Raw genomic sequence first — 25,387 nt, 5'->3', positions numbered from 1 at the left:
GGGGGATTACTTTTCTTGCCGGTCGGCGGTGAGCGCGGTCGTCAATGCGGTTGCGGTGCTTCGCGTCGCGTCCATGAATTCCTCGCGTTCCGCTCGGGTCGTCGCGGCGCGCAGCGGTCCCAGCTGCACTTCGTATGCGGCGGCGCCGCTCGCGTCGAAAACCGGCGCCGCGAGATAGCTCAGCGGCAAGACTTCCTCCGAATCCAGCTCGGCCCTGGTGAAGGGCCGTGAGGTCAGTGCGGCGAGCTGGCGAAGCGCACGAGCGCGCAGATGCGGTTGCAGCAGTTCGGATCCCACGGCGCCGAGCAGATCGACGAGCAGATCGACCATCCCCGCGTCGTCGGCGCGTGGCCGGAAGACGGCCACCCCACGCTCGCGGACCAGGGCCAGCAGCCCACCGGCCATCCGTTGATCCGCTTCGGCGGCGGTGCGCAGCCAAATGTTCTGCTCGTTCGCGGGCCGCCACGGCATCACGCTGGCCCCGGCCGGGAACTGCAGCGGAATCCGATGTCCCACCGGGATTCCGGGAACGACGCGGTCGGCGCCGTGCCGCACGTCGAGCACCGTCAGTCGGTCGGGTTCGATGCGGCTGAATGTGGCGCCGTAACCGGTCCGGGCGGCGAGGCCGGCGAGGAGCTCGCCGACACCGTGCGGGAGGGCAGCGCCGTGCAGACCGGCCAGTGCGGGCCCTATGCCGTAGCCGCGAGCAGGGTCGCGGACCACCCAGCCGGCTGCGTCGAGTTCGGCCAAGATCGCGGTCGCGGTGGCGCGGGCGATACCGAGGCGTTCGGCGATGCCCGCGACGCTGATCGCCTCCGCGGAGGCCGCCAGCAACGACACGATTTCGACGACGCGACGCGTCGGTGGCGACGCCGATCGATCCGGCATGTCCACAACCCCTTGTCCCGCTCGGGTGAGCGACCTACGATGACGAATATTAGATCACATGTTGTCGAATATTCGTCACCAGCGTAGGGAGCGCGAATGATTCTGGATCGGTTCCGAATCGATGATCAGGTCGCCATAGTCACCGGTGCGGGTCGCGGTCTCGGCGCGGCCATAGCGGTGGCGTTCGCGGAGGCGGGGGCGGATGTCGTCATCGCCGCACGGACCGAGAGCCAGCTCGAGGAGGTGGCCGCGCGCGTCGCCGCCGCAGGTCGACAGGCCCACGTGGTGCCCGCGGATCTGAGCGACGCCGATGCCACGGCGGCTCTCGCCGCGGCGGCGGTCGAACGCTTCGGGCGACTGGACATCGTGGTCAACAATGTGGGCGGGGCGCTGCCGTGCCCGCTGCTGGACACGACGCCGCAGGCGCTGACGGACGCGTTCGAGTTCAACGTCACCAACGCGCACGCACTGGTCCGAGCCGCGGTACCGCGCATGCTCGAAACCGCCGGTGGCGGTTCGATCCTGAACATCACGTCGACCATGGGTCGACTGCCGGGGCGTGCGTTCGCGGCGTACGGCACCGCCAAGGCCGCCCTCGCCCACTACACGAGGCTCGCCGCCCTCGACCTGAACCCGCGTATCCGGGTGAACGCCATCGCGCCGGGGTCGATCCTGACCTCCGCACTGGAGATCGTCGCGGGAAACGACGCCATGCGCACCGAATTGGAATCGAAGACACCGTTGCATCGCATCGGCGAACCCGAAGACATCGCCGCGGCCGCGCTCTATCTGGTGTCGCCCGCGGGCAAGTACCTCACCGGCAAGATCCTCGAGCCCGACGGCGGCTTGATCATCCCGAACCTCGACCTCCCGATCCCGGATCTGTGACATGACATATCGCGTAGTGCAATGGGGCACCGGCAATGTGGGCAGGCATGCCCTGGCCGGCGTGATCGCCCATCCCGAACTGGAACTGACCGGCGTGTGGGTGTCCGGTCCCGCCAAGAGCGGCGTCGACGCGGGGACGCTCGCGGGCCTCGAGCACCCCGTCGGCATCACTGCCACGACCGACGCGGACGCATTGCTCGCGTCGCGGCCGGACTGCGTCGTCTACTGCTCCATGACCGACAACCGGCTGTTCGAAGCCGTGCAAGACCTCCAGCGCATCCTGGCCGCCGGAATCAATGTCGTCGCCTGCGCACCGGTGTTCTTCCAATACCCCTACGGAGTGCTGCCCGACGAGCTGCTGAAACCGGTGCAGGAGGCGGCCGCGCAGGGGAATTCGTCGCTGTGGGTGAACGGTATCGACCCGGGTTTCGCCAACGACCTGCTGCCGCTCGCGCTCACGGGGACCTGTCTGCGCGTCGACCAGGTGCGCTGCCTGGAGATCGTGGACTACGCCAGCTACGACAACCGGGCGGTCATGTTCGACATCATGGGCTTCGGCAAGCCCGTCGACGAGATCCCCATGCTGTTGCAGCCCGGGGTGTTGTCGCTCGCCTGGGGCGGCACGGTCCGTCAGCTCGCCGCCGGGATCGGCGTCACCCTCGACGCCGTCACCCAGTCCTACGAGCGCATCCCGGCGCCGGAGTCGTTCGACATCGCGACCGGGCACATCGCCGAAGGAACCGCGGCGGCATTGCGTTTCGAAGTCCGGGGCATGGTCGGGGACGTGCCGGTCACGGTGCTCGAGCACGTGACCCGGTTGCGTCCCGACCTGTGCCCGGACTGGCCACAGCCGGCGCACCCCGAGGGCTCCTACCGGGTCGAGATCACGGGCGAGCCCGACTACGCGCTGGACCTGGTGACCTCGAGCCGCAACGGGGATCACAACTACGCGACCGTCCTGGCGACGGGCTTGCGGATAGTCAACGCCGTTCCCGCCGTCGTCGCCGCTCCCGCAGGCATCCTCACCGCGCTCGATCTACCGCTGATCACGGCTCCCGCGCACCGCCCCGGCCGGTGACCGACCTCGCGGACCCGAGGCGCGCGGCCGCGCGGCTGCGGCCCAGGCTCCGGTCCTGGTCGCAGACCGGTGACGTGCGGGGCTCTGTCTCGTGGGGCGCGGTGCGGACAGCGCCTCCTCGAGGTATTGGGCGGGCTCGACGCTCCGGCCCTGGTCTCGGACCGGTGGCGCGGTCGCGTCCCGCTACGGCTTGCCGCGCTGGAGGCTCACCTCGATCTCTGACCGGTCGGGCGGTACGCGGCTGCCGCGGGAACTATCCGGCGCGCAGTGCGGACAGCGCCCGCTCGACGTCGTCGGCGCTGTTGTAGAGATGGAAGGCGAACCGCAGCCCGCCGCCGCGCGCCGAGGCGATCACCTCGGCCTCCGCGAGCCGGGCTGCCAGGTCCCCCGCGCCGGGCACGGAGACGATCGGTGAGCGCGCATCGACGGGCTCGAAGCCCAGGTCGCGCAGACCGTCGCGGAAGCGGTCGGCGAGTTCGAGGTCGTGCGCGCCGATTTTCTCGACGGTGAGTTCCTCGATCAGCGACAGCCCCGCCAGCGCTGCCACGACGCCGAGCCAGTCCGGTGTCGTGTCGAACCGCCGTGCCGTCGCGGGCAGTGCGACCGGACGGTAGAGCTCGGCCCAGCGGTCCTCGGCGGCGTACCAGCTCGAGCCCACCGGACGCAGCTGCGGGACGAGGTCGGACGGTGTGGCGAGGAACGCGACGCTGCGTGCGCCGATCAACCATTTGAAGGTGGCGCAGACCCAGTAGTCCGCGTCGGCGAAGCGCAGTGGCAGCCATCCCGCGGCCTGGGTGGCATCCACCAGCAGGCGCGCGCCGTTGGCCCGGGTCACCGCGCGCAGTTCGGCCAGATCGGTGACGCGGCCGTCCGCGGACTGGACCACACTCATGGCCACCAGCGCGGTCTCCGGCCGCACGCGCGCGGCCAGTTCCCGCAAGGGCACGAAGCGCACGACGAGGTCGTCCCGGTACACGAAAGGCATGGACACCGACGAGAATTCGCCTTCCGGCAGCAGGACCTCCGCGCCGGGCGGCAGTGCGGTGGCCACGGGGGCGATGAGTCCCGCGACACCACTGCCGAGCGCGATGTCGTCGGCGGTCGCGCCGTCGAGCAGCCGGGCGAACCCGGCGCGCAGACCGGGCGCCAGTCGATCCACCTCGGATGTCGGCGCACCGCGGCCGGAGGCCCAGCTCGCACTCGCGTCGTGCACCGCGGCCAGGGCCCGGGCGGGCGGCAGACCGAAGGACGCGGTGTTCAGGTAGGTGGTTTCGGGAGTGAACTCGTCAGGCGCAAGGGAGGGCATGGTCGCAGCATCCGCCGGAACGCGCCGGGCCGTCCAGCGCCACCGGGCCGATAGTGGACCGATTTCCGCGCCCGGCGGTCACTTCTCCGGTGCCCACATATTGGACAGCAGTTGGAAGCTGGGCGTGTCGGCCAGCGACTGCATGGATTCGTAGATGCGGCGGTAGCCGGTGGAGGCGATGCGCCATTTGCCGTCGGCGTCGCGGCGGTAGGTGTCGGTGTAGTAACCGGCCCCGCGGATCAGGACCCCGTACTCGGTGGCGATGACGGTGTCCTCGAAGGCCCAGGATCCCGTGGCCGTCGCTCCGTCGACGCTGATCTCCGGGTGGTTGGCGATGTGCACCGAGACGATGGAGGGTCCGAGGTTCTCCCGCATGAACGCCGTGATGGCGTCGCGGCCGTCCAGGTGCAGCGGCTCGCCCATGGCGTGGGTGCCGTAGCGTCCTTCCGCGTCGACGGCGAGGGTGTCGGCGAAATCGTCCCAGTCTTTGAGGTCGAGGCTCCGGAAGTAGCGGTACTTCAGCTGGCGGACGGCTTCGATGGCGTCGAGATCCATCTGTCGAGCCTGACACGCGCGGGCGCCGCGGACAAGAACGTGTTCTACTTCGCTGGCGATCGGCGTCGAACAGCGGATGATCGCGTCCCCCGGAAGGAGAATTCGGACGCAGGGGCGCGGCCGACGGTCACAGGCGGGGTGTCGAACCAGTTCGACCGGGTACCCGTAGGACAGGAGTTGTCCTACGGCTACGACAGCACCTCAGGTACCGATCTCGTCACCACCAGGGGAATCTTGCGATGACCGACCGTCCTGCCACTCACGACACGAACCAGCAGACCCCGCTCGATCAGGAACTCGCCTTGAAAACGGCCGCGCAGCGCTTGGAGGACGAATTCGGCGGCGTCGCCAGCGAAGCCGCGATCGAGGATCATCTGCACTCGTCCTACGATCATGTCGCCGACCACGCCACCGTCGTGAACTACCTGCCGCTGCTGGCTGAGCGGTACACCCGGGAGTGGCTGTTCACCCTCGCGGATTCCGCGCACGGGTCGCCCTAGTGGCCTCTAAGCTCTACGCGAGTACGCGTGGAGGTTGGCAATGACGGTCGAGGTGATGACCGATCCCGAGCCGGGGGAGTTATGGACCGGATCTGGACAGGCAGCACGGCCGGGTCAGCCCCCGGTATCGATGATCGAGCGGATGACGCTGATATTGGAGGCTTTCGACGGCGTCACGCCGACGCTCACCCTCGTCGAACTGGCCGAGCGCACCGGGTTGCCGCGTTCCACCGTGCACCGCATTCTCGACCAGTTGATCCGGCTGCGCTGGCTGGCGCACGCGCCCGGCGGCTACCGGCTCGGTCTGCGCACGCTGGAGCTGGGCGGACTTGCCGCCGAGCACAACGAGATCCGTGACGCGGTGAGTCCGCTGCTGCACGATCTGTGTCAGCAGACCGGAATGGTCGGGCACCTCGGTGTGCTGGACGGGCGCGACGTGTTGTATCTGGACAAGGTCGGCGGCCGATTCGCCGCGAGCGTGCCCACCCGGCTCGGCGGCCGGATGCCCGCGCACAGTACGGCATTGGGCAAGGCGCTGTTGGCCACCTTGGACCCGAGCATCGTGGAAGCTTCCTTCCGGGACCGCCTGCCGCAACTGACCTCACGCACTCTCACCGACAGCACCGAACTGCATCGCGAACTCGGCCGCATCCGCAATCGCCAGGGTGTCGCCGTCGACAACGAGGAGTGCGTCCCCGGTCTGGCATGCGTGGCCGTGCCGATTCGCGGGCGTGGCGCCGCGGTGGCCGCGGTGTCGCTGTCGGGCCGCACCGGTTCCGAGACAGTGGTGCCGGACACCGCTCGGTTGGCCCGTGCGCTGTCCGAAGTGGCCCAGGAGGCGGGACGGAATCTCTTCCCTCGGCACGCGCGCAGGCGCTGAGGTCAGCGTGGGGCGTGGTGGTTTCGCCCCGAGCCACGCCGGATCATTTCCGACCAGCCGGTGTCGTTGCCGGGTGGCGAGGCCGAAATTAGCGGCGTGCTTGCTGAATTACGCGTCCTTCACAATGAAGAATTTTCGTTCGCGCTGCGCCCGGGCGGTGGGGCTGCTTTCCTGGTGAGGTCAGGATGGACAGTCCGCGAGCAGGCGAGCCGGAGTCGGGGAAGCGATGCACCGGGTACCGATCCAAGAGCGGCCATTCCGTTCCGAGTGGCTATGGTTCGCCGCAGGCGTGCTGGCTACCGTCGCGGTGGGCGTCTGGCTGGTGCGGCCGTCTGCGCCCACCTGTGTCGCGGCGAGCCCCCTGCACGAGGCGTCCTCGCCGTCCCGATATCCGGTGACCGCCATGACCTTCGCGCCGATCGGGCCGGAAACGTCCGCCGAAGCGCGCTACTTCGTGCTCGGCAAGCAGGTGTCGTGCTCCTTCCACGACCTGACGCCGGACGGCTTCTATGCCGGATTGTCCACCCCCGACTTCGGGCGCGCCGAGCTTTGCGGGGCGTATCTGGACATCACGGGTCCGCGCGGGTCGGTCCGGGCACTGGTGGTCGACCACTGCCCGGCATGCGGTCCGGGGCAACTGGATCTGAGCGCGGCGGCGTTCGAACGGATCGCCGATCCCCACGACGGGGTGGCGCGGATCGGCTATCGCCTGGTGCGGGACCCGCAGCCGGCGCAGGAGCTGACCTACGAGGTTCAGCCGGATTCGTCCGCGTCCTGGTTCGGCCTCCTGTTCGGCGGGACCGGAAATCCATTGCGTGAGGCGGCTGTTCGACCCACTGCGGGCGGCCCCTGGCGACCGCTCACCCGGCGGGCGGACAACTATTGGACCCTCTCCGGCGCCGGACCGGGCCCGTTCACGGCGCGCGTGACGGACGTCTACGGCAACGAGGCCGAGATCACCGATGTCACGGTGGAGCCTGGGCGGTACGCGGCACGGACCCGGCTCTACTCCGGCACTCCGTCGTTCACGTCCGCGCCGGTCCTCGCCACCTCGGCCGGGACCGGCGCGGTCGCCTCCCGCTGCGGGCGTTAGCGATCAGGCGAGTTCCGCCGCCAGCGCACGCCCGGCGGCCCGGCCCGAGAAGATGCATCCGCCGAGGAAGGTGCCTTCCAGCGCGTTGTACCCGTGCACGCCGCCACCACCGAACCCGGCGACCTCACCCGCGGCGTACAGACCAGGGAACGCCGTGCCGTCCGGCCGGATCACCTGGGAATTCAGGTCGGTCTGCAAGCCGCCCAGGGTTTTGCGGGTGAGGATGTTGAGCCGCACGGCGATCAGCGGGCCCGCGGCCGGATCGAGGATCCGGTGCGGTTTGGCGACCCGGCCCGCCTTGTCGCCGAGGTACCGGCGCGCGTTGGCGATCGCCATCAGCTGGCTGTCCTTGCTGTACTTGTTCGTCAGCTCACGGTCCCGCGCGACGATCTGGCGTTCCAGATCGTCATAGTCCAGCCGGGGGCCGCGAGCGATCTTGTTCATGCCCTCGACCAGTTCACGCAGCGTGTCCGCCACGACGAAATCGACACCGTGCTGTTTGAACGCCTCGACCGGCCCCGGTGCGCCCTTGGCGACGCGGCTTTTCAGCGTCAGCTTGAGGTCCTTGCCGGTGATGTCCGGGTTCTGCTCGGAGCCCGACAGCGCGAACTCCTTCTCGATGATCGACTGGGTGAGCACGAACCACGAATAGTCGTGGCCGGTCTTCAGGATCTCCTTCATCGTCGAGTTGGTGTCGAATCCGGGGAAACACGGTGCGGGCAGGCGCTTTCCGTTCGCGTCGAACCACATCGAGGACGGTCCGGGGATGATCCGGATCGCGTGATCGGGCCAGATCGGGTCCCAGTTGACGATGCCTTCGGTGTAGTGCCACATGCGGTCCCGGTTGACGATGGCCCCGCCCGCGGTCTCGGTGATGGCGAGCATCCGGCCGTCGACGTGCGCGGGCACGCCGGAGATCATGGTCTCCGGGCACGGACCCAGTCGCTGGGTGGGCCAGTTGCGCCGGATCAGCTCGTGGTTGTGACCGATTCCGCCGGATGCCACGATCACGGCCTTGGCGCGCAACTCGAATTCGCCCACTTCGGTCCGCGACGAAGCGCGTCCCCGGTCCAGATCGGTGTCCTCGAGCACCGCGCCGCGCACGCCGACCACCGCGTCGTTCTCCACGATCAATTCGTCCACCCGATGGCGGAAGCCGAATCGAACCAGTCCGCGCCGCTCGCCCTCCAGGACCGGCTCGGCGAAGACCCGGACCACCTCGGGGCCGGTGCCCCAGGTGAGATGGAAGCGCGGCACCGAGTTGCCGTGTCCGTCGGCGCGGTCGCCGCCGCGTTCGGCCCAGCCGACCAGCGGCGTCACCCGCAGGCCGAGTTCGCGCAGGTACTCCCGCTTCTCGGTGGCCGCGAACCGCACATACGCCCGCGCCCACTGCCGGGCCCACTTGTCCTCGTCGTCACGGTCGAACCCGGCCGAGCCGAGCCAGTCCTGCAAGGCCAGATCGTAGGAATCCTTGATGCCGAGGCGTCGCTGCTCCGGGCTGTCGACGAAGAACAGCCCGCCCAGCGACCAGAACGCCTGCCCACCGAGATTGTTGCGATTCTCCTGGTCGAGCACGTGCACCGTGCGACCGGCCTTGACCAGTTCGTGCGTGGCGACCAGGCCGGCCAATCCGGCGCCGACGACAAGGACGTCCGCCTCCGGCGTCGCCTCGGAACTGCTGTGGGACATGTTCATCCTTCGGTTGCGGTGCTGTAGGCCAGCACGACGTGGTGGAACAGTTCGGTGCGGCGCTCGCGCGCGGCACGGCTGTCCGGCTCCATCAGGACCTGCACGCTGGTCCCGTCGTGGACGGCGATGAGCGCTTGGCCGAACGCCTCCGGGTCCGGCACGGTGCGGCCGCCGCGGGCGAGCGCCGCGACGATGGTGGGCATGAGGGCCGCGACGATGGCTTCCTCGCGGGCGGCCATCACCCGGCGCAGCGCGGGGGTGCGCAGGGCATGCGCGGTGAATTCGGCGGTGATCCGGTACCAGCCCTCGTCGACCGGCACCGCCCGTTCCAGTCGCCGGACCGCGGCGCGCACGTCATCGGCGCCGTCGGCGGCGATCTCGTCGAGGATGGCGCCCGCCTCGGTGAGCATCGCCGTCGAGCGCTGCTCCCACATGGCCAGGAACAGCTCGTCCAGCGAGCTGAAGTTCGAGTAGAACGCCCCGCGGGTGAATCCGGCGCGCTCGCACACCCGCTCCACGGTGGCGCGCCCGAAGCCTTCCTCGGCGAACGCGTCGTAGGCCGCGGTCAGCAGCCGATTCCTGGTTTCGGCGCGGCGGCGGGTGACCCGGGCGGGTGCGGCCTGCGCGGCATCGGACGCCATCGGGCACCTCCTCGGTTCGGCCTCGACCAGGGCATCGGATACAGAAATGTACTCGATACAGAAACGTATCAGAAGCCGGTGGGCGGTGTGGCCGAATCCGCCGAGTAGGGTGATTTCGGCGCACCCGGCCCGGCCGGGATGCCCGGTCCGTGTCGATCCGATCGGTGCGAGGTGATCCGACGATGAGCCAGGTCCGCGAAGGTAGGACTGCGATGCGATGCTGGCGGGTGCGCAGGCCGGGCCCGATCGATGGCGGCCCGCTGCAAGCGGAGCGAACCTCCGTCCCGGAACCCGGTCCCGGCGATCTGATGGTGCGTGTGGTGGCCTGCGGCGTGTGCCGGACCGACCTGCACGTGGCCGAAGGCGATCTTCCGGTGCACCGCGCCGGAGTGGTGCCGGGGCACGAGGTCGTCGGCGAGGTCGTCGCGATCGGGCAGGGTGCGGAGGGGGAGGGTTTCGCGGTGGGGGACCGGGTGGGCATCGCCTGGCTGCGGCACACGTGCGGGGAGTGCAAGTTCTGCCTGCGCGGCGCGGAGAACCTCTGCCCGCGTTCGGCCTACACCGGCTGGGATGCCGACGGTGGATACGCCGAATTCGCCTGTGTGCCCGCGACATACGCGCTGCGCTTGCCCGCCGGTTACTCGGATGCCGACACCGCCCCCTTGCTGTGCGCGGGCATCATCGGATACCGGGCGCTGCTGCGGGCCGCCGTTCCGCCGGGCGGGCGGCTGGGAATCTACGGCTTCGGCGGCAGCGCCCACATCGCCGCCCAGGTAGCCGCCGCGCAAGGAGCGCAGGTGCACGTGATGACCCGGGATCCGGCGGCGCGGGAACTCGCGACCGCGCTCGGCGCCGCGTCGGTGCAGGGCGCCGCGGATCCGCCTCCGGTGCCGCTGGATTCGGCGATCCTGTTCGCGCCGGTCGGTGAGCTGGTGCCGCCCGCGCTCGCGGCGCTCGATCGCGGCGGGATCCTGGCCATCGCCGGTATCCATCTCAGCGACATCCCCGCGCTGAACTACCAGCGGCATCTGTTCCAGGAACGGGAGATTCGATCGGTCACCGCGAATACCCGCGCGGACGCTCGTGAATTCCTGGCATTCGCCGCCGACCACCGGATACATCTGGCCACGCACCGGTACTCCCTGGACATGGCCGATCGGGCGCTGATCGATCTCGCACACGGACGATTCACGGGCGCAGCGGTTCTCGTACCGTAGGACGACGGAGAACACGATTCGGCGCTGACTCCGTATCGGTCGGGTGGAGTTCCTTGACGGCCCCCGTGGCCGTTCCTACCTTCGCGGATATAGCCGAGTAATCGTCACTGACAAGTGTCGCTCGGCTGTCTCACAACGGCGTGAGTAGGTGAGTACGATGGCCAACCGGAAGGTAATTCACTTCGAAAAGTGGCGTGTAGTAGAGGCATTCGCTGTGCTACTGCTCGTCGCGGGGTTCGGGGCTGCGACGGGATTGCACGCATGGGCGACGTCCTGTGCGGCGGTCGAGGTGGTCGTCGCCCGAGGCACCCACGAACCCGGATATCTGGGTGCGGTGGTGGGCGACCCGCTGTATGACGCCCTGTGGCGAGCACTTCCGGTTGATTCGCAGGCATATCGGGTGGACTATCCCGCAGACCTGCTCGACCCGTCCTCGATCGGCCGCGGGACCCAGGACATGACCGCTCATGTGCTGTGGCAAGCGGCGCGGTGCCCGGATCAGCGGTTCGTTCTGGTCGGCTTCTCACAAGGGGCCGTCGTGACGCACGGGGTGCTCGGCACGGGCATCGTGACCGCGCTCGGTGGCATCCGCACCCTGCCCGCGGATCTGGAATCCCGCGTGGCCGCGGTGCTGTTGCTCGGTGATCCGATCCGGCTGGTCGGCTGGTCCGTGCCGGAGCAATACGCCTGGCGGACCGGAAACTACTGCGCGAGTGGTGATCCGGTGTGCGAGGGCGGCATCCGTCCGGCCGCGCACACGGACTACCGCTGGGCCATGCGGCCCGCCGTGGAGTTCGCGGTGTACCGGATGTGACCGCGCGGGACCGGGAATCCGCAGGAGTGGGGCCGACCGAGGTCGGCCCCACTCGGCTGTGCGGAGCTACCAGTGCAAGCCCGGGACCATACGAGCGACGCGCGCCGCGGGGGTCGGCAGCGCCATGAGCGGCATGATCACAGGGGCCAGCGCGGACAGCGCGCCGCCGCCGGTCGCGGGCGCGGTGGCGGGCGACGGGTCGCCCGGACGGCGCTCCGCGTCGCCCCGCGCGGCGCGGGATTCGCCGAACATGCGGTAGCCCTGGTGCATGATCTGACGCTTCACCGACGGCATCAGCAATTCCACCGCCTGGGCGAAGGTGCCGACCGGCGTGTCGATGCGATGCGGCCGGTCCTCGAGCGCACGCACCACGATCGCGGCGGCCTGCTCCGGATCCGGCACCGGAAGCGAGCGGTACAGGTCGGTCGGCGCGATCATCGGGGTCCGCACCAGCGGCATCCGCACCGAGGTGAAAGTGATCCCGGCATCGCGGTTCTCCACCGCCGCGATCTCGCTGAAGTTGTCCAGCGCCGACTTGCTCGCCACATAGGCGGCGAATCGGGGCACCTTGGTCTGCACCGCGATCGAGGAGATGTTGACCACGTGTCCGAAGCGTCGCGCCCGCATCGACGGCAGCAGGCCGAGGATCAGCCGCACGGCGCCGAAGTAGTTCACCGCCATGGTGCGCTCGAAATCGTGCATCCGGTCGGTGGAGTTGAGCACCGAGCGGCGGATCGAACGGCCCGCGTTGTTCACCAGGTAGTCGACGTGGCCGTGGTCGTCGAGCACGCACTGCACGAGCTTCTCGACCGCTTCGGAGTCGGTGATGTCGCACGGATAGGTATGCGCGACACCGCCATCGGCGCGCACGGCGTCGGCGGCCGCCGCCAGGTCGTCGTGCCCGCGGGCGACCATCAGGACCGTGGCGCCGCGCCGGGCGACGGCGTGCGCGGTGGCCAGCCCGATGCCGGAGGACGCGCCGGTGATCAGCACGACCCGTCCGGCGAGCGGGTCGCCGGTGATGGACACGCGTCCGCGCTGCGGGTCGAGGTGGTCGCGCCAGTACTGCCACAGCCGCTCGGCGTAGCTGTCGAACGACGGCACCGTCAGGCCGCAGCCGCGCAGCTGGGCGCGGGTGGAGTCGCTGATGAACTCCGCGGAGAACGAGGTGTGTGGAGCGACTTCGACCGGGATGCCCACCTGCTCGAGCAGGAAATCGCGCACGGCGGTGAGGCCGGGGATCTGCGCGAGCCCGCTGAGCGCCATTGCGCTGCCCGGCACCGCGCCCACACCGGTCGGGGCGCCCGCCGCGGCGGCGAGCGCGCGGTACACCTCGCCGAACGGCTGCGGCTCCGGGTTGACCAGGTGGAAGGTGCGCCCGTCCAGGCCGGGGCGGCGGATCAGCTCCGCCATGGCGGCCGAGACATAGTCCACCGGAACGATATTCGTGGCGCCGAGATCCGGGAGCGGCAACGGCAGCTCGGACGGCAGCGCGGCCAGCCGCGCGATCGCGCCGAAGAAGTAGTAGGGGCCGTCGATCTTGTCCATCTCGCCGGTGCGGGAATCGCCCACGATGATCGCGGGGCGATAGACCCGCCAGCGCACGCCGCGCGACTCGCGGACGAGCTTCTCGGCGGCGAACTTGGTGCGGTGATACGGCGAGGTCAGCCGCTGCCCGAGGTCGAAGTCCTCCTCGAAGAACTTGCCTTTGTGGTCGCCGGCCACGGCCACGGAGGAGACGTGGTGCAGCACCGCGCCCAGCTCGTGCGCCAGGGCCAGCACCGAGCGCGTGCCGGTGACGTTCGCCGCGTGCGCGGTGTCCTCGTCGGCGGTCATGTCGTAGACGGCGCCCAGGTGCACCACGTGGTCGGCCCGCGGCGCCTCGCACGCCAATCCCAGGCCCTCGGCGGTGAGATCGCCGATGAGCGCGAAGACCCGCTCGGCGCCGCGCCAGCCCGACGCGATGTCGGTGAATTTCGCCAGCGACGTCTCGCGCACCAGCACGTGGACGATCGCGTCGGCGTCGCGATCCAGCAGGTCCTGCACCACCCGCCTGCCCAAGAATCCGGTTCCGCCCGTCACGATGTAAGTGGCCATCGCACTCTCCTGCTGCTTACTCGAACCATGTTGTCGCACAAGTCATCCGGCATGCGGCAATGGATGCGGACAGCGTTGATTCGGCCCCCAGCGACACACGTCGGGCCGAAAGTAGGAACACCTTCGTCCTGACTTATTACTGAACAGTAATCGACCGCGTGCGGCACCGGCAAGCGATCATGGTCCGTTCGACATGTGGGACTGATCACCGTCTGCGCAGGTCAAACGGTATGTGTTACACAGAATTCCAGTTACTCACGTTCTGGTCGAGTGTCCAGCAACTCTGTGGCGTCCGATTCGACTACTTCTTCTCGACCCGTGCCGGCGGGGCCTGCAGCGGAGGTTTGTCACGCAGGAACGTCTCGAAGGCGTCCAGGTCGGTCGGGCCCACCGCGGTGTCGACGCCCTCGGTGAAGACGGTGAATCCGTCGCCGCCCGAAGCGAGGAAGTTGTTGGTCGTCACGCGATAGGCGGCGACCGGGTTGAGCGGCTGCCCTCCGATACGGACACTGTTCGCGATCACCTTCGCGCCTGTGGGAGCGGTATCGGAGTAGGCATAGCCGATGCCCGCGAGGGAAAGAATCGTCGGTTTGCCAGGGTTGTTCCACTGCTGTTCCAGTAGGCGCAGGATCTGGCTGCCGGTGAGTGTGACCGTGACGACCTGGTTGCCGAACGGCTGGACGGTGAAGATATCGCCGTAGGTGATCGGTCCCTGTCTCAGATCGGCGCGCACGCCGCCGGGGTTCATGAAGGCGGCTACGGCGGCGCCCGGTCCCGCGGTGGCCGACAGCATGGAATCGGCGATCACGTCGCCCAGCGGTGAGGTGCCCGCCGGGCTCGGGTCGTGCGGGAGGAGGGCCGCGCTCGCGCCGACCACGCGGCCCGCGCGGGGCCGGGACTGCTCGGTGTAGAAATCGATCAGCGCGGTCGTCGGGGCGTCGGGTGTCACCTCGCGGGTCACCACTCGGTTGAGCGCCGACGCTTGCACACCGTCGGGGCCGAAGCGCAGCGTGACGTCGGTGATGAGCCGTCCGTAGGACGATGCCTGGGTGATGACCTTGCCCCCGGTGGTGCAGACGTAGGGCTGGTGGCTGTGGGCGGTGAACACCGCCCGGACCGCGGGGTCGACCCGCTCGGCCAATTCGGTCACGTTCGGGGTGACGTTCGCGCAGCCGTTGTAGTCCAGTGGTGCGTCCTGTTCGGGCCGCTGGGAGCCGCCGTCATGCATCAGCGCCACGATCGCCTCCGCACCCGCCGCTTTCATCTCCGGCACGTAGCGGTTGATCGCGGCGGCCTGGTCGCCGAACAGATAGCCCCGGATGCCCTCGGGCAGAACGATATTCGCGGTGTCGGGCGTGACGGTGCCGACGACGCCGATCCGGTGCCCGCTCACCTCGAGCAGGGTCCACGGGCGCAGTGCGGGTGGCGGGTTGCCCTGCGCGTCGGTGACGTTCGCGGCCAGGTAGGGGAACTTCGCGCCGGTGAACGGAGCGCCGGGAGAACATCCGTCCCACGCGCACCCGCCTTGCTGTAAACGCGTCAATTCCCTTACTCCGTCGTCGAATTCGTGATTGCCGACCGCGGAGGCGGCCACTCCCACGTTGTTGAGGAAATCGATCGTCGGCTCGTCGTGGAACAGGCTGGAGACCAGCGGGCTCGCCCCGATGTTGTCTCCGGCCGCCAGTACGGCGCTGGACGGATAGGCGGCCTTCAGCCGTGCCAGATGGGTGGCCAGATAGGCGGCTCCGCCCGCGTCGTATCTGCCGATCTTCCCGTTGGACCCGTTCGGCGGCTGCAGGTTTCCGTGCAGATCGTTGAAGCCGAACAGGTGCACCTCGTCGGGCTGCGCGGGACGCAGATCGTCCGTCGAGATCAAGGGCACGATCTGTGCCGCCGTCGACGAGCCGGGACCGGCGCCGGGGTCGGACGTCGTGCCGCAACCCCCCACCAGACCGACACCGGCAAGACCGGCAAGAACCACGGCGATGCGGCGGCGCGCTCTCATATTATGACTGTCCCACGTCATCGGCATTCGCGCAGCACTGCCGAAATACCGCGCGCCGCAGCGCGATGCGTCACGTCGATCCGGCTACTGAGCGGCCGGGAATTCCTCGGCGAGCTCCTCGAAGACCGCGGTGTTCATCGCGAAGGCGCGCTTGCCCTCGTCGAGTACGCGGCGGCGCTCCAGATCATCGAGCGGCAGGCGATCGAGCAGGCCGCGGTATTCCCGCTTGAACGCCGCCGGATTGCGTACGCCGTCGAAGACGTAGAAACGCACCCCGTCGCCGCGATGGGGAAGGTTCCACAGCTTTTCGGCGGTGCCGCGGATGACTTGTCCGCCGGACAGGTCGCCGAGGTAGCGGGTGTAGTGGTGGGCGATGTACCCGGCGGGCCAGTCGCGTGCGCACGCATCGATGCGTGCGGCGTAGGCCGCGGTGGCGGGCAACGGTTCCAGGCCGGTACGCCAGCCGGAGCCAAGGAGATGCGCGAGATCGCGTTCGAGTTCGGCGGTGCGGGCCAGCTCCGGCCGGATGAACGGTCCGGCGACCGGGTCGTCGGCCAGCGTCTCCCACCGCTGTTCGAGCGCGCGGTAGATGAACCAGAGCTGACCGGTGTAGCGGTGATACGAGTCGACACCGAGGGACCCGCCCAGCATGTCGCTCATGAAGCGGGAGTTCTCCGCCTCCGCGTGCTGCTGCGCGGTGGCGGTACGGATCTGCTTCGAGAACGGATCTGTTTGCGGCATGTCCGAACCACCTCACCTCACACCGGGGCCGCCATCGCATCGCGCGGCCCTGACCAGTTCGATAAGAGGTTACCGGGCGGGCGTTCGCCGCGCATGCGCCTCGCGGGTCAGTGCGCGGGCGCCGAGCGCCGCCGTCGCCGCACGATCGGGCGGCGCAGCGAGCCGAACCGGCGCAGTATCCGGGGCCTGCGCACGGTGCGGTCACACCACTCGCCGAGCGTGACACCGGCCGCCAGCGCGCAGCCGATGCCGAAGGCCGACAGCAGCTGGTTGCCTCCGATCAGCAGTTCGTCGTTGAGCAGGGCGTAGAGCCCGCGATAGACCTTGAGGCCGGGGAGCAACGGGGTGATGCCCGCGACCGCGACGACCAGCGGGGGAGTCAGCGCCCGGCGGGCCATCAGGCCACCGGCCAGGCCGACCAGCGTCGCGGCCGCGCCGGAGGAGATCACGGGCCCGAACCCGGCCTGCTGGACGAGCAGGAAGCAGATGATGCCCGCGGCGCCGCTGCCCGCCGCGGCGGCGAGGGCCCGGCGCTCGGCGTAGCAGGCGAGCGCGAACGCCAGGGCCGCCACCGCACCGGCCAGGATCTTCACCGGCAGGTCGGTGATGTCGCGGGCGGAGGTCAGATAGACCGGTGGCACCGTGGCGTCGAGGAGGTCGGCGATGCGCAGGGTGAACGCGATGCCCGCGATGATGCCGCCGGTCATCATCATCACCTCGAGCATGCGGGCCGTGGCGGTGATGGGGGCGCCGGTGATCGCGTCCTGCACCGAGCCGACCAGCTGCAATCCACTGAGCAGCACGGTGATCCCGGCGGCGATGATCAGGGTCGGGTCGGCATCGATGCGCAAGCGCGCGGCCAGGCTCGCCAGCACGATGGCCGGGATCGCCGCGATGGCGCCGCCCACCATGTGCTGGAAGAAGAACGGCAATCCGTAGCGATTGAGGACGCGATTGGTGCGGTCGATCGCCGCGGTGGTCGCGAAACTGACCGCGGCCACGAGTGTGCCCGCGCCGAGCAGCGCGGCGATCGCCGCCGCCATCAGCGACCACGCGGCGGTGGCGGTCCACCGGGGGTAGGGATGCGGCGCCGAGGTGATGGCGTCGAGTGCGGCGCGGGCCTGGTCCGGCGGGACCAGTTCGTTGCGGATCCGGCGGGTGAGCCGGTCCACCGCGGCGAGCCGGGTGAAGTCCAGGGCGCGATAGTGCACGATCCGCATGGTGCTGGCCGGCGGCAGCGCGGGCCCGCGGTCGGCCCAGATGCGGATGGCGTCGTAGGTGACGTCGATGCTGCAGCGGGACAGGCCGTAGGTGGCGGCGATGAACCGCACCGTCGTGGTGGTGTCCACCACGCCGGTGCCGGAGGCGAGGACCACCTCGCCGACCCGGACCGCGAGGTCGAGGACTTCGGCCACTCTGGCGTCGTCGGTGAGATCGATCGGCTGCAACGGCGTCGGCGCGGTGACGATGGTATCCGCGGTCGCCTGCCGGTCGGCCACCAGCAGGCCGACGGCCTGGGTGACGACGGGTATGGGCCGGGCGCGCCGCAGGCGAAGCCCGCGACGCCAGCCGAGGTGATCCACCCGTTCGGTGGTGACATCGCCTACGGAAGATGCGTCGAGACTCATGGAGGCGAACCTAGTCATCCGACGTCTCCTTGGCATCCGTGCGGGTCGCGGCGGGCGAGCCGGTGCCGCCACCCCTTGGTGCGACCGGCGGATCGTGATAGAACTTGTTCTAATTTCGGCGATGGGAGCGCGTACGGTGCGGTACGGAATCGTGTTGTTCACCAGCGATCGGGGCATCACCCCCGCGGATGCGGCGGTGGCCGCCGAGCGTGCCGGTTTCGACACGTTCTACGTCCCCGAGCACACGCACATCCCGGTGGTTCGCGCCGCGGCGCACCCGCGCACCGGCGATGCGAGCCTGCCCGACGACCGCTATCTGCGCACCCTGGATCCGTGGGTCGCGCTGGGCACCGCCGCGTCCGTGACCGAGCGCATCGGGTTGTCCACCGCGGTGGCGCTGCCCGCCGAGCATCACCCGATCACGCTGGCCAAGACCATCGCCTCGCTCGACCATCTGTCCGGCGGCCGGGTCAGTCTCGGCGTCGGATTCGGCTGGAATACCGACGAGCTGGCCCACCACGGTGTGCCCGCGGGCAAGCGCAGGACGGTGCTGCGTGAGCATCTCGAGGCCATGCGGGTGCTGTGGACCGAAGAGGAGGCGGGCTTCGACGGCGAATTCGTCACCTTCGGCGCCAGCTGGTCCTGGCCGAAGCCGGTGCAGAAACGCATTCCGGTCCTGCTCGGCGCGGCGGGCACCGAGAAGAATTTCACCTGGTTGGCGAACTACGCCGACGGATGGATCACCACGCCGACCGAGGACGGGTTGGATCAGAAAATCGCTCTGCTGCACCGGGTGTGGCGCGAGCACGAGCGCGCCGACCGCCCCGAGGTCGTCGCGCTCGCCGGGCGCCACGACGCCGAGCAGCTGGCGCGCTGGGCCGAAGCGGGTGTCACCGAAGCGGTTTTCGGGCTGCCCGATCGCGCGGCGGAGGACGTGCGCGCCTACCTCACGCGACTGGCCGGGAAGCTGGGTATCGAGCCCAACGGGTGACGCGCTCGGCGCGCCACCGCGGTCACTCGTAGCCGCGGCCGATGGGCGAGCCCGCGAGCACCGGCCCGAGGCGAGGCGAACTGCCCCCGGACGAGAAGTGGCCCGCGCGAAGGGGTTTCGCGCGGGCCACGGGGTCCGTCGTCAGCGCAGGTCGCGCCTGCGGAACGCGGTGACGCCGACGGCCAGCAGGACCGCCGCGACCGCGAGCAGCCACAGCACCGGCAGCGCCTGGAATTCGGCGCCGGGCACCTTCGGTGGGTGGACGAACGGCACCAGATCCACCATCCATTGCGGCAGCCCGTCCAGCGAACCCACGAAGAAGATCACCACCATGGCGCTGAGCACACCCCAGGCGAGGGGGGCGAAGCGCGGTGCGACACCGTAGAGCGCGACCGCCATGCCCGTGACGACCCAGACCGCGGGCACCTGCACGGCGGCGGCGCCGATCGACTGCCCGAGTTTCGTGCCGAGATCACCGCCGGTGGCGCCGTACACGATGCCGATCGCCACGCCGGAGACCAGCAGTGCCGCGGCGGGCCCGAGCAGCGCGAAGCCGATGTGGCTCAGCGCGTATCGGACCCGGCCGACCGCACCGGACAGCGTCGCCTCGACCCGGGCGCTGGTCTCCTCGTCGTGCAGGCGCAGGGCGGCGGAGATCGAGTAGGCGGAGGCCGCCGCGGCCAGCATCGTGATCGCGTAGGTGATGAACGACTGCTGTAGCTGCTGGGAGCCGCCCATCCGGGTGACCATGTCGCGGATGGATGCGCTGCCGTCGAGCATGTCGCCGACGCTGTTGACCGCGCCGCCGATCAGCAGGCCGTACAGGGCGAAGCCGACCGTCCACGCCAGCAGGGTGCCGCGCTGCAACCGCCAGGCCAATCCGAACGGGCCGGACAGCACAGGCGCCGCGGCCGATGGCCCGGGGCGCTCGGCGATGAGCCCCGAACCGACGTCGCGGTTGCCGAGCAACGCGTACGCCAGCGCGGTGCCCGCCACGGCGAGGACGGCGAAGGGCAGCAGCACCCACCATCGTTCGTCGGCGTACGGGCGGATCTGCAACGACCATCCGATGGGCGAGAACCAGGACAGCACACCGTTTCCGGCGTCGCCGACCGCCCGCAAGGCGAAGGCCGCGCCGAGGGCGCCGAAGGCTACGCCGCGCGCCACTCGCGCACCGGCGCTCACCTGAGCGGCGACCGCGGCGATCGCCGCCCAGACGGTGCCGGACGCCGCCAGCGCGGCACCGAAAGCCACCGATCCCGCGCCGGGCAGGTCGGCGGCATACAGCGCCATCGCGCACACGATCCCGGCGAGCAATGCGCCGGTGTAGGTCATGATCAGGGTGGCGGTGAGACCGGCGAAACGCCCGATACTGGTGGCGCTCACCAGTTCCGCGCGCCCGGTCTCCTCCTCCACGCGGGTGTGCCGGATCACCGTGAGCACCGTGGCGATGGCGATCATGGTGTACATGGCGCCGGCTTTCCAGGTGCCGATCGAGCCGAGCGCCGAGCTGAACACCGGACCGTACATCGCGATCAGCGCGGGGCTGTCGGCTGTGGTGCGCGCGAAGCTGTCCAGGGACGCCTGGTTGTCGTACAGGCCCTTGATGCTGGCCACCTGGAACGCGGGCATCAGACCGATGAGCAGCGTCCACAGCGGCAGTACGATCCGGTCGCGGCGCAGGTACAGCCGCAGCAACCGCCCGGTGCCCGCGAAGTCGCGGGAGACGCCGCGCGCAGGCGACGCCGCGGCGCGCCCGGCGATGGCGGTGGTCATGCTCGCACCTTCTCCCCGGTGACCGTGGCGGACTCGGCGTCGTGGCCGTCGACGTGGTAATGCCGCAGGAACAGCTCCTCGAGCGTCGGCGGCGTGCTGGTCAGGCTGCGCACGCCCGCGTCGCCGAGTACCCGGATCAGCGCGCCCAAGTGCTCGTTGTCGACCTGGCAGCGCAGCGTGTGGTCGTCGAACTCGATGTCCTCTACGCCGGGGATGCGGCTCAGATCGCCCGCGTCGCCGACCAATTCGGCGGTGATCGATGTGCGCGAGAGGTGGCGCAGGTCCGACAGCGACCCGCTCTCCACCGTGCGCCCGGCCCGGATGATGGTCACCCGGTCGCACAGCGCCTCGACCTCGGACAAGATGTGGCTCGACAGCAGGACCGTCGCGCCGCGCTCGCGCGCCTCGTGCACACACTCCCGGAAGACCTGCTCCATCAGCGGGTCCAGCCCCGAGGTCGGCTCGTCGAGCAGCAGCAGCCGCGCGCCGGAGGCCAGCGCCGCGACCAGCGCGACCTTCTGGCGGTTACCCTTGGAGTAGGTGCGCGCCTTCTTGCGGGGATCGAGGTCGAAGCGCTCGATCAGCTCGTCCCTTCGTTTCTCGTCGAGACCGCCTCGCATCCGGGAGAGCAGGTCGATGGTCTCCCCGCCCGACAGCGACGGCCACAGCGTCACATCGCCTGGCACGTAAGCCAATTCGCGGTGCAGGGCGACCGCGTCGGCCCACGGGTCGCGCCCGAACAGCCTGGCTTGCCCGCCCGTGGCGCGCAGGATGCCGAGTAGTACGCGGATGGTGGTGGACTTGCCCGCGCCGTTGGGGCCGAGGAAGCCGTGGATCTCGCCCTCGGTGACCCTGAGGTCGAGGCAGTCCAGCGCGGTGACGTGACCGAAAGTCTTGCGGAGACCGCGGACTTCGATGATGTCGGACATCACTTCTCCTTGGTGAATGTGTCCAAGATCGTGGGATCGGTGATCAGCCCTTGGGTGTAGAACTCCAGGGCCGGTGGGGTGAGTTCTTCGGTGAGTTCGCGAATCGCCTTGCGATAGTCGATCTTCTCGTCGCGGTGCTGGCGCATCTGCATGTACAGCATGGTCGCGCCGACGTTCAGCATCATCAGATAGCGGGCGCGCGCCGCCGGATCGCGACTCGGCTTGATCCTGCCCGCCTCGACCGCCTTCTCGAGATAACCCTCGGCATCGGCGGCCATGTGCTCGAACAACGATTCCGCCATCGGTCCGCCTGCCTGCAGGCTGCGCACCATATAGGCGACCAGCGGCGCGTACGACTCGACCTCGGCCAGGGCGTCGAGCATGCCCGCCTTCATCGACGACGCGGTGATCGCCTTGACCTTCTCGTCGCGGATCAGCTGCAGGACTCGGTCGTCGCAGGCGGCGCGCAGGCCGTCTTTGGAACCGAAGTGATGGTTGACCAACCCCGGCGAGACACCGGCGGCGGCGGCGATCTTGCGGACTCCGACCTGGAATCCGTGCTCGCCGAACACCTCGATCGCGGTATCGCGAATGCGGGCCGCGGTGGTCAGATCCTCGGCGGATCCTTGCGGAACGGGCTGTTGGTTAAACACATGTTCAGTATATTAAACACATGTTCAACAGTCTAGCAAGACCCTCTTCCGGGGTTGTCGCGCATCACGGTTTGCCGCCGGTGTACCGGGCTATCGTCGAGGCATGACTAGCGGCACGGCAACGACGGCGGACCACCTACGCGCGGCACTCGACGGACCCTGGGCGGCCGTCCGGGACGAAGCCCGGACCCTGCTGGCCGGGGAGGAGTTCACCGGCGACCCCTACCTGGACTACAAGGCCGCGCGAGCGCGGGTGCTCGAGCAGATGAAGGCGATCTCCACCATGGGATTCGCCGAGCGCGGGTTCCGCCGGGAGAACGGCGGCACCAGTGAACCGGGTGCGGCGGTGGTCGGGCTGGAGATGCTGGCGTACGCGGACCTGTCGCTGTGGGTGAAATCGGGCGTGCAGTGGGGACTGTTCGGTGGCGCGGTGGAGAACCTCGGCACCGAACGGCACCGCGAGTACATCGAGCGCTTGATCTCGCTGGACCTGCTCGGTTGCTTCGCCATGACCGAGTCCGGGCACGGCAGCGACGTCGCGAACCTGGAGACCACGGCGACCTACGACCCGCAGACCCAGGAGTTCGTGGTGCACTCGCCGACGCCGTCGGCCCGCAAGGACTACATCGGCGGCGCGGCCGAACACGCGCGGATGGCCGCGGTGTTCGCCCAGCTGATCACGCTCGGCGAGAACAAGGGCGTGCACTGCCTGCTGGTGCCGATCCGCGACGAGAACGGCGCCGACCTGGCCGGCGTCACCACCTACGACGACGGCCTCAAAGGCGGCCTGCCCGGCGTGGACAACGGGCGCATCGTCTTCGACCACGTGCGGGTGCCCCGGGAGAATCTGCTCAACCGCTATGCCGACGTCGCGCCGGACGGCACCTACAGCTCAGAGATCGAGAACCCGAGCCGCCGGTTCTTCACCACGCTCGGCACCCTGGTGCGCGGGCGGGTCAGCGTCGGCGGCGCGGCGGCGGCCGGCGCGCGGGTCGCGCTGAGCATCGCGGTGCGCTACGCCCTGCAACGCAGGCAGTTCTCCGACCCCGACACCGGTGTGGAGACGGTGCTGCTGGACTACCGCAGCCATCAGCGCAGGCTGCTGCCGCTGGTCGCCAAGTCCTACGCCCTCGCGTTCGCGCAGAACGACCTGGTGCGCCGGATGCATCTGGTGCAGACCGGCCAGAACCTCGAGGCGGGCGCCCAGCGCGCGCTGGAGAAGCGCGCCGCCGGCCTGAAGGTCGCGCAGACCAACCACGCCACCCGCGCCATCCAGGAGTGCCGCGAAGCGTGCGGCGGCGCGGGCTACCTCACGGAGAACCGGCTGGTCACGTTGAAGGCCGACACCGACGTCTTCACCACTTTCGAGGGCGACAACGTCGTGCTCACCCAGCTGGTGGCCAAGGAACTGCTCACCTCCTACGCCGACGAGGTGCGCGACCTGGACGCGCTGGGCTGGGTGCGCTTCGCCGCCACCATGGCCGGTGACGTGGTGCGCAAGCGGTCCGGCGTGCGCCAGCTCATCCAGACCCTGCGCGACCGAGGAGACGACTCCATCGACGAGGGCGACCTGTCCCGCCGGGTGGTGCAGCTGCAGTTGTTCGCCGACCGCGAGGACTACCTGGTCCGGACCGCGGCCCACCGGCTGCGCGCCAGGGCCGAGGAGACCGGTCCGTTCGAGGCGTTCAACAATGCCCAGGACCACATCCTGGCCGCGGGCGCGGCGCACATCGACCGCCTGGTGCTCGAGGCGTTCATCGAGGGCATCTCCGACATCGAGGATCCCGAGGCGCGTGAAATCGCCGACTGGATGTGCGACCTGTTCGTCTACTCCACGATCGAAGAGAACCAGGCCTGGTACATCATGCACCGGTTCATGTCGGTGGACCGGGCCAAGACCGTGCGCCGTGGCGTGAACGAGCTGGTCGACCGGCTGCGTCCGCACGCGCTGACCCTGGTCGAGGCCATGGGTGTGCCCGAGTCGATGCTGCGCGCGGCCATGCTCGACGACGCGAGCGTCTTGGAGCGGACCCAGCCGATCTCGGCGTCTTCGTAGGGCTGCCGCGATCGGCCGCCGCCCGCGCGCGGCCGATCAGCCCGGCCCGTACGTCGTCAACGCGGTGACCAGAAACCACACCACCCAGACGAAGCCGACCACCATGCCGATGGCCAGGAGGGTGCGCATCACCGCGCGGCCGAAGTCGAGGTCACCGGTCTCCCGGGGATACAACTTCCACGGGCTGTACCACGGAGCCCGGATGGCGTACCGGGACGCGTGTGCCTCCCGTTCGGCCTGCGCGAGTTCCTCCGCGTAGGCCTCTGCCTGCGCCTGATTGGGGCCGCCGTGCCAGAGCGTGATGTCGATCGGGCCGAGGAAGCCCTCGTTGATCAGTTCCTGCGGTGCGGGCAGATAGGGCAGGATGCCGAGCCCGCGGAACGCGACGGCGACGTCGTTGGCCGTCCAGAGGTGTTTCTCCTCGGCGGCGAGCGCGTCGAAGTAGTGCCGGAGCCGGCCGGGATCGTCGCCGATGATCACGTCGAAACTCGGATCGGCCCAGCGCTGTTCGAGCTGGAGCTGGGCGCCGGACAACGTGACGAGCAGCGCGACGCCGTGCACGACGCGCTGCCCGAGACCACGGGCGGCCAGCCATTCCTGCAGTGCGAAGGTGTGCTCGCGGGACTTGTCCAGCGGTGTGCGGCGGTCGCGGCTCTCCGTCGCCATCGGTTCGCCGTTGATGCTCCACGGCCCGTTCAGCGGGACCTCGAGCACACCGTCCTGGCGGGCGACGAGCGCGTCGGCCTCGATCACCACGCAGCTGGTCGGTGTCCAGATCACGGCATCGAACTGGTGCAGCCGATCCTTGTGGAACAGGCTGCAGGTGATCGTCGCGACACCGTGCGGACTCGCGGAGTCCTTCCAGGTGCGCAGCCAATCGATCAGCGCGCGCTCGGCATTGGTGCCTGCGGCGTTCTGGACTCGCACGAGCATTGGCGGCCACCCTTCACGTCGACACTCGA

22 protein-coding genes are annotated in these 25,387 nt (G+C 69.4%); 9 read left to right on the top strand and 13 right to left on the bottom strand.

What is annotated here, in order from left to right; genetic code table 11:
- Positions 1-6: 6 nt before the first annotated feature.
- Positions 7-888 (bottom strand): helix-turn-helix domain-containing protein, encoded by an 882-nt coding sequence (locus NA8_RS15410; RefSeq protein ID WP_063051084.1) that lies wholly within the window; start codon positions 886-888, stop codon positions 7-9.
- Between the two features lie 96 nt (positions 889-984).
- On the opposite strand from NA8_RS15410, the gene NA8_RS15405 reads away from it, so the two are divergent.
- On the top strand, positions 985-1,776 hold the full coding sequence (locus tag NA8_RS15405; RefSeq protein WP_063051059.1) for an SDR family oxidoreductase: 792 nt from the start codon (positions 985-987) through the stop codon (positions 1,774-1,776).
- A 1-nt stretch (position 1,777) separates the two neighbouring features.
- A complete protein-coding gene (locus NA8_RS15400) occupies positions 1,778-2,854 on the top strand; it encodes an NAD(P)H-dependent amine dehydrogenase family protein (RefSeq protein ID WP_063051058.1) in 1,077 nt (358 codons plus the stop codon).
- A gap of 253 nt (positions 2,855-3,107) precedes the next feature.
- Here the strand turns inward: NA8_RS15400 and NA8_RS15395 are convergent, their stop codons facing one another.
- Together NA8_RS15395 and NA8_RS15390 are read right to left on the bottom strand one after the other, a co-directional pair.
- Positions 3,108-4,160: an aminotransferase class V-fold PLP-dependent enzyme gene (locus NA8_RS15395; protein WP_063051057.1), complete on the bottom strand. Its 1,053-nt coding sequence runs from the start codon at positions 4,158-4,160 to the stop codon at positions 3,108-3,110.
- Between the two features lie 78 nt (positions 4,161-4,238).
- A complete protein-coding gene (locus NA8_RS15390; protein WP_062975566.1) occupies positions 4,239-4,715 on the bottom strand; it encodes a nuclear transport factor 2 family protein in 477 nt (158 codons plus the stop codon).
- A gap of 239 nt (positions 4,716-4,954) precedes the next feature.
- On the opposite strand from NA8_RS15390, the gene NA8_RS15385 reads away from it, so the two are divergent.
- The 3 genes from NA8_RS15385 to NA8_RS15375 all read left to right on the top strand — a co-directional run bounded on the left by NA8_RS15385 (position 4,955) and on the right by NA8_RS15375 (position 7,188).
- A complete protein-coding gene (locus NA8_RS15385) occupies positions 4,955-5,215 on the top strand; it encodes a three-helix bundle dimerization domain-containing protein (protein ID WP_063051056.1) in 261 nt (86 codons plus the stop codon).
- Positions 5,216-5,255: 40 nt separating this feature from the next.
- A complete protein-coding gene (locus NA8_RS15380; RefSeq protein ID WP_063051055.1) occupies positions 5,256-6,095 on the top strand; it encodes an IclR family transcriptional regulator in 840 nt (279 codons plus the stop codon).
- A gap of 289 nt (positions 6,096-6,384) precedes the next feature.
- Positions 6,385-7,188 carry an expansin EXLX1 family cellulose-binding protein gene (locus tag NA8_RS15375; protein ID WP_157106713.1) on the top strand — a complete coding sequence of 268 codons (804 nt, stop codon included), beginning with the start codon at positions 6,385-6,387 and terminating at the stop codon, positions 7,186-7,188.
- 3 nt (positions 7,189-7,191) lie between these two features.
- Here NA8_RS15375 and NA8_RS15370 read toward each other — a convergent pair whose 3' ends face one another.
- Both NA8_RS15370 and NA8_RS15365 read right to left on the bottom strand, forming a co-directional pair.
- Complete coding sequence (locus NA8_RS15370; RefSeq protein ID WP_157106712.1) at positions 7,192-8,877, bottom strand: FAD-binding dehydrogenase; 1,686 nt, start codon at positions 8,875-8,877, stop codon at positions 7,192-7,194.
- 2 nt (positions 8,878-8,879) lie between these two features.
- A complete protein-coding gene (locus NA8_RS15365) occupies positions 8,880-9,518 on the bottom strand; it encodes a TetR/AcrR family transcriptional regulator (protein WP_040866469.1) in 639 nt (212 codons plus the stop codon).
- Between the two features lie 212 nt (positions 9,519-9,730).
- Here NA8_RS15365 and NA8_RS15360 point away from each other — a divergent pair, with 212 nt between their 5' ends.
- Both NA8_RS15360 and NA8_RS15355 read left to right on the top strand, forming a co-directional pair.
- A complete protein-coding gene (locus tag NA8_RS15360) occupies positions 9,731-10,735 on the top strand; it encodes a zinc-binding alcohol dehydrogenase family protein (protein WP_063051052.1) in 1,005 nt (334 codons plus the stop codon).
- 157 nt (positions 10,736-10,892) lie between these two features.
- On the top strand, positions 10,893-11,549 hold the full coding sequence (locus tag NA8_RS15355; protein WP_063051051.1) for a cutinase family protein: 657 nt from the start codon (positions 10,893-10,895) through the stop codon (positions 11,547-11,549).
- A gap of 66 nt (positions 11,550-11,615) precedes the next feature.
- Here NA8_RS15355 and NA8_RS15350 read toward each other — a convergent pair whose 3' ends face one another.
- The 4 genes from NA8_RS15350 to NA8_RS15335 all read right to left on the bottom strand — a co-directional run bounded on the left by NA8_RS15350 (position 11,616) and on the right by NA8_RS15335 (position 17,924).
- Positions 11,616-13,646: an SDR family oxidoreductase gene (locus NA8_RS15350; RefSeq protein ID WP_063051050.1), complete on the bottom strand. Its 2,031-nt coding sequence runs from the start codon at positions 13,644-13,646 to the stop codon at positions 11,616-11,618.
- Positions 13,647-13,947: 301 nt separating this feature from the next.
- Complete coding sequence (locus NA8_RS15345) at positions 13,948-15,651, bottom strand: bifunctional metallophosphatase/5'-nucleotidase (protein WP_063051049.1); 1,704 nt, start codon at positions 15,649-15,651, stop codon at positions 13,948-13,950.
- 84 nt (positions 15,652-15,735) lie between these two features.
- Complete coding sequence (locus NA8_RS15340; RefSeq protein ID WP_063051048.1) at positions 15,736-16,392, bottom strand: biliverdin-producing heme oxygenase; 657 nt, start codon at positions 16,390-16,392, stop codon at positions 15,736-15,738.
- Positions 16,393-16,499: 107 nt separating this feature from the next.
- Entirely contained in the window at positions 16,500-17,924 is a 1,425-nt protein-coding gene (locus NA8_RS15335) for a threonine/serine exporter family protein (RefSeq protein WP_063051083.1), read from the bottom strand.
- 232 nt (positions 17,925-18,156) lie between these two features.
- Between NA8_RS15335 and NA8_RS15330 the strand changes: the two genes are divergently transcribed.
- A complete protein-coding gene (locus tag NA8_RS15330; protein ID WP_063051082.1) occupies positions 18,157-19,011 on the top strand; it encodes an LLM class F420-dependent oxidoreductase in 855 nt (284 codons plus the stop codon).
- A 141-nt stretch (positions 19,012-19,152) separates the two neighbouring features.
- On the opposite strand, the gene NA8_RS15325 is transcribed toward NA8_RS15330, so the two are convergent.
- Genes NA8_RS15325 through NA8_RS15315 form a run of 3 tightly spaced genes read right to left on the bottom strand, consistent with a single transcriptional unit; the run spans position 19,153 to position 22,369 of the window.
- A complete protein-coding gene (locus tag NA8_RS15325) occupies positions 19,153-20,787 on the bottom strand; it encodes an ABC transporter permease (protein WP_063051047.1) in 1,635 nt (544 codons plus the stop codon).
- Complete coding sequence (locus NA8_RS15320) at positions 20,784-21,716, bottom strand: ABC transporter ATP-binding protein (protein ID WP_063051081.1); 933 nt, start codon at positions 21,714-21,716, stop codon at positions 20,784-20,786. The genes NA8_RS15325 and NA8_RS15320 overlap by 4 nt, the downstream gene beginning before the upstream one ends.
- Positions 21,716-22,369: a TetR/AcrR family transcriptional regulator gene (locus NA8_RS15315; RefSeq protein ID WP_063051046.1), complete on the bottom strand. Its 654-nt coding sequence runs from the start codon at positions 22,367-22,369 to the stop codon at positions 21,716-21,718. Before NA8_RS15315 ends, NA8_RS15320 begins: the two co-directional genes overlap by 1 nt.
- 103 nt (positions 22,370-22,472) lie before the next feature.
- On the opposite strand from NA8_RS15315, the gene NA8_RS15310 reads away from it, so the two are divergent.
- Positions 22,473-24,425, top strand: a complete 1,953-nt coding sequence (locus NA8_RS15310) for an acyl-CoA dehydrogenase family protein (RefSeq protein WP_063051045.1) — start codon at positions 22,473-22,475, stop codon at positions 24,423-24,425.
- A gap of 36 nt (positions 24,426-24,461) precedes the next feature.
- Here NA8_RS15310 and NA8_RS15305 read toward each other — a convergent pair whose 3' ends face one another.
- Positions 24,462-25,358 carry a nuclease-related domain-containing protein gene (locus NA8_RS15305; RefSeq protein WP_063051044.1) on the bottom strand — a complete coding sequence of 299 codons (897 nt, stop codon included), beginning with the start codon at positions 25,356-25,358 and terminating at the stop codon, positions 24,462-24,464.
- Positions 25,359-25,387 lie beyond the last annotated feature (29 nt).

The sequence above is a fragment of the Nocardia arthritidis NBRC 100137 genome (assembly GCF_001612765.1).
Classification (GTDB): domain Bacteria; phylum Actinomycetota; class Actinomycetes; order Mycobacteriales; family Mycobacteriaceae; genus Nocardia; species Nocardia arthritidis.
This window is presented reverse-complemented; position numbering and strand designations above follow the sequence as displayed.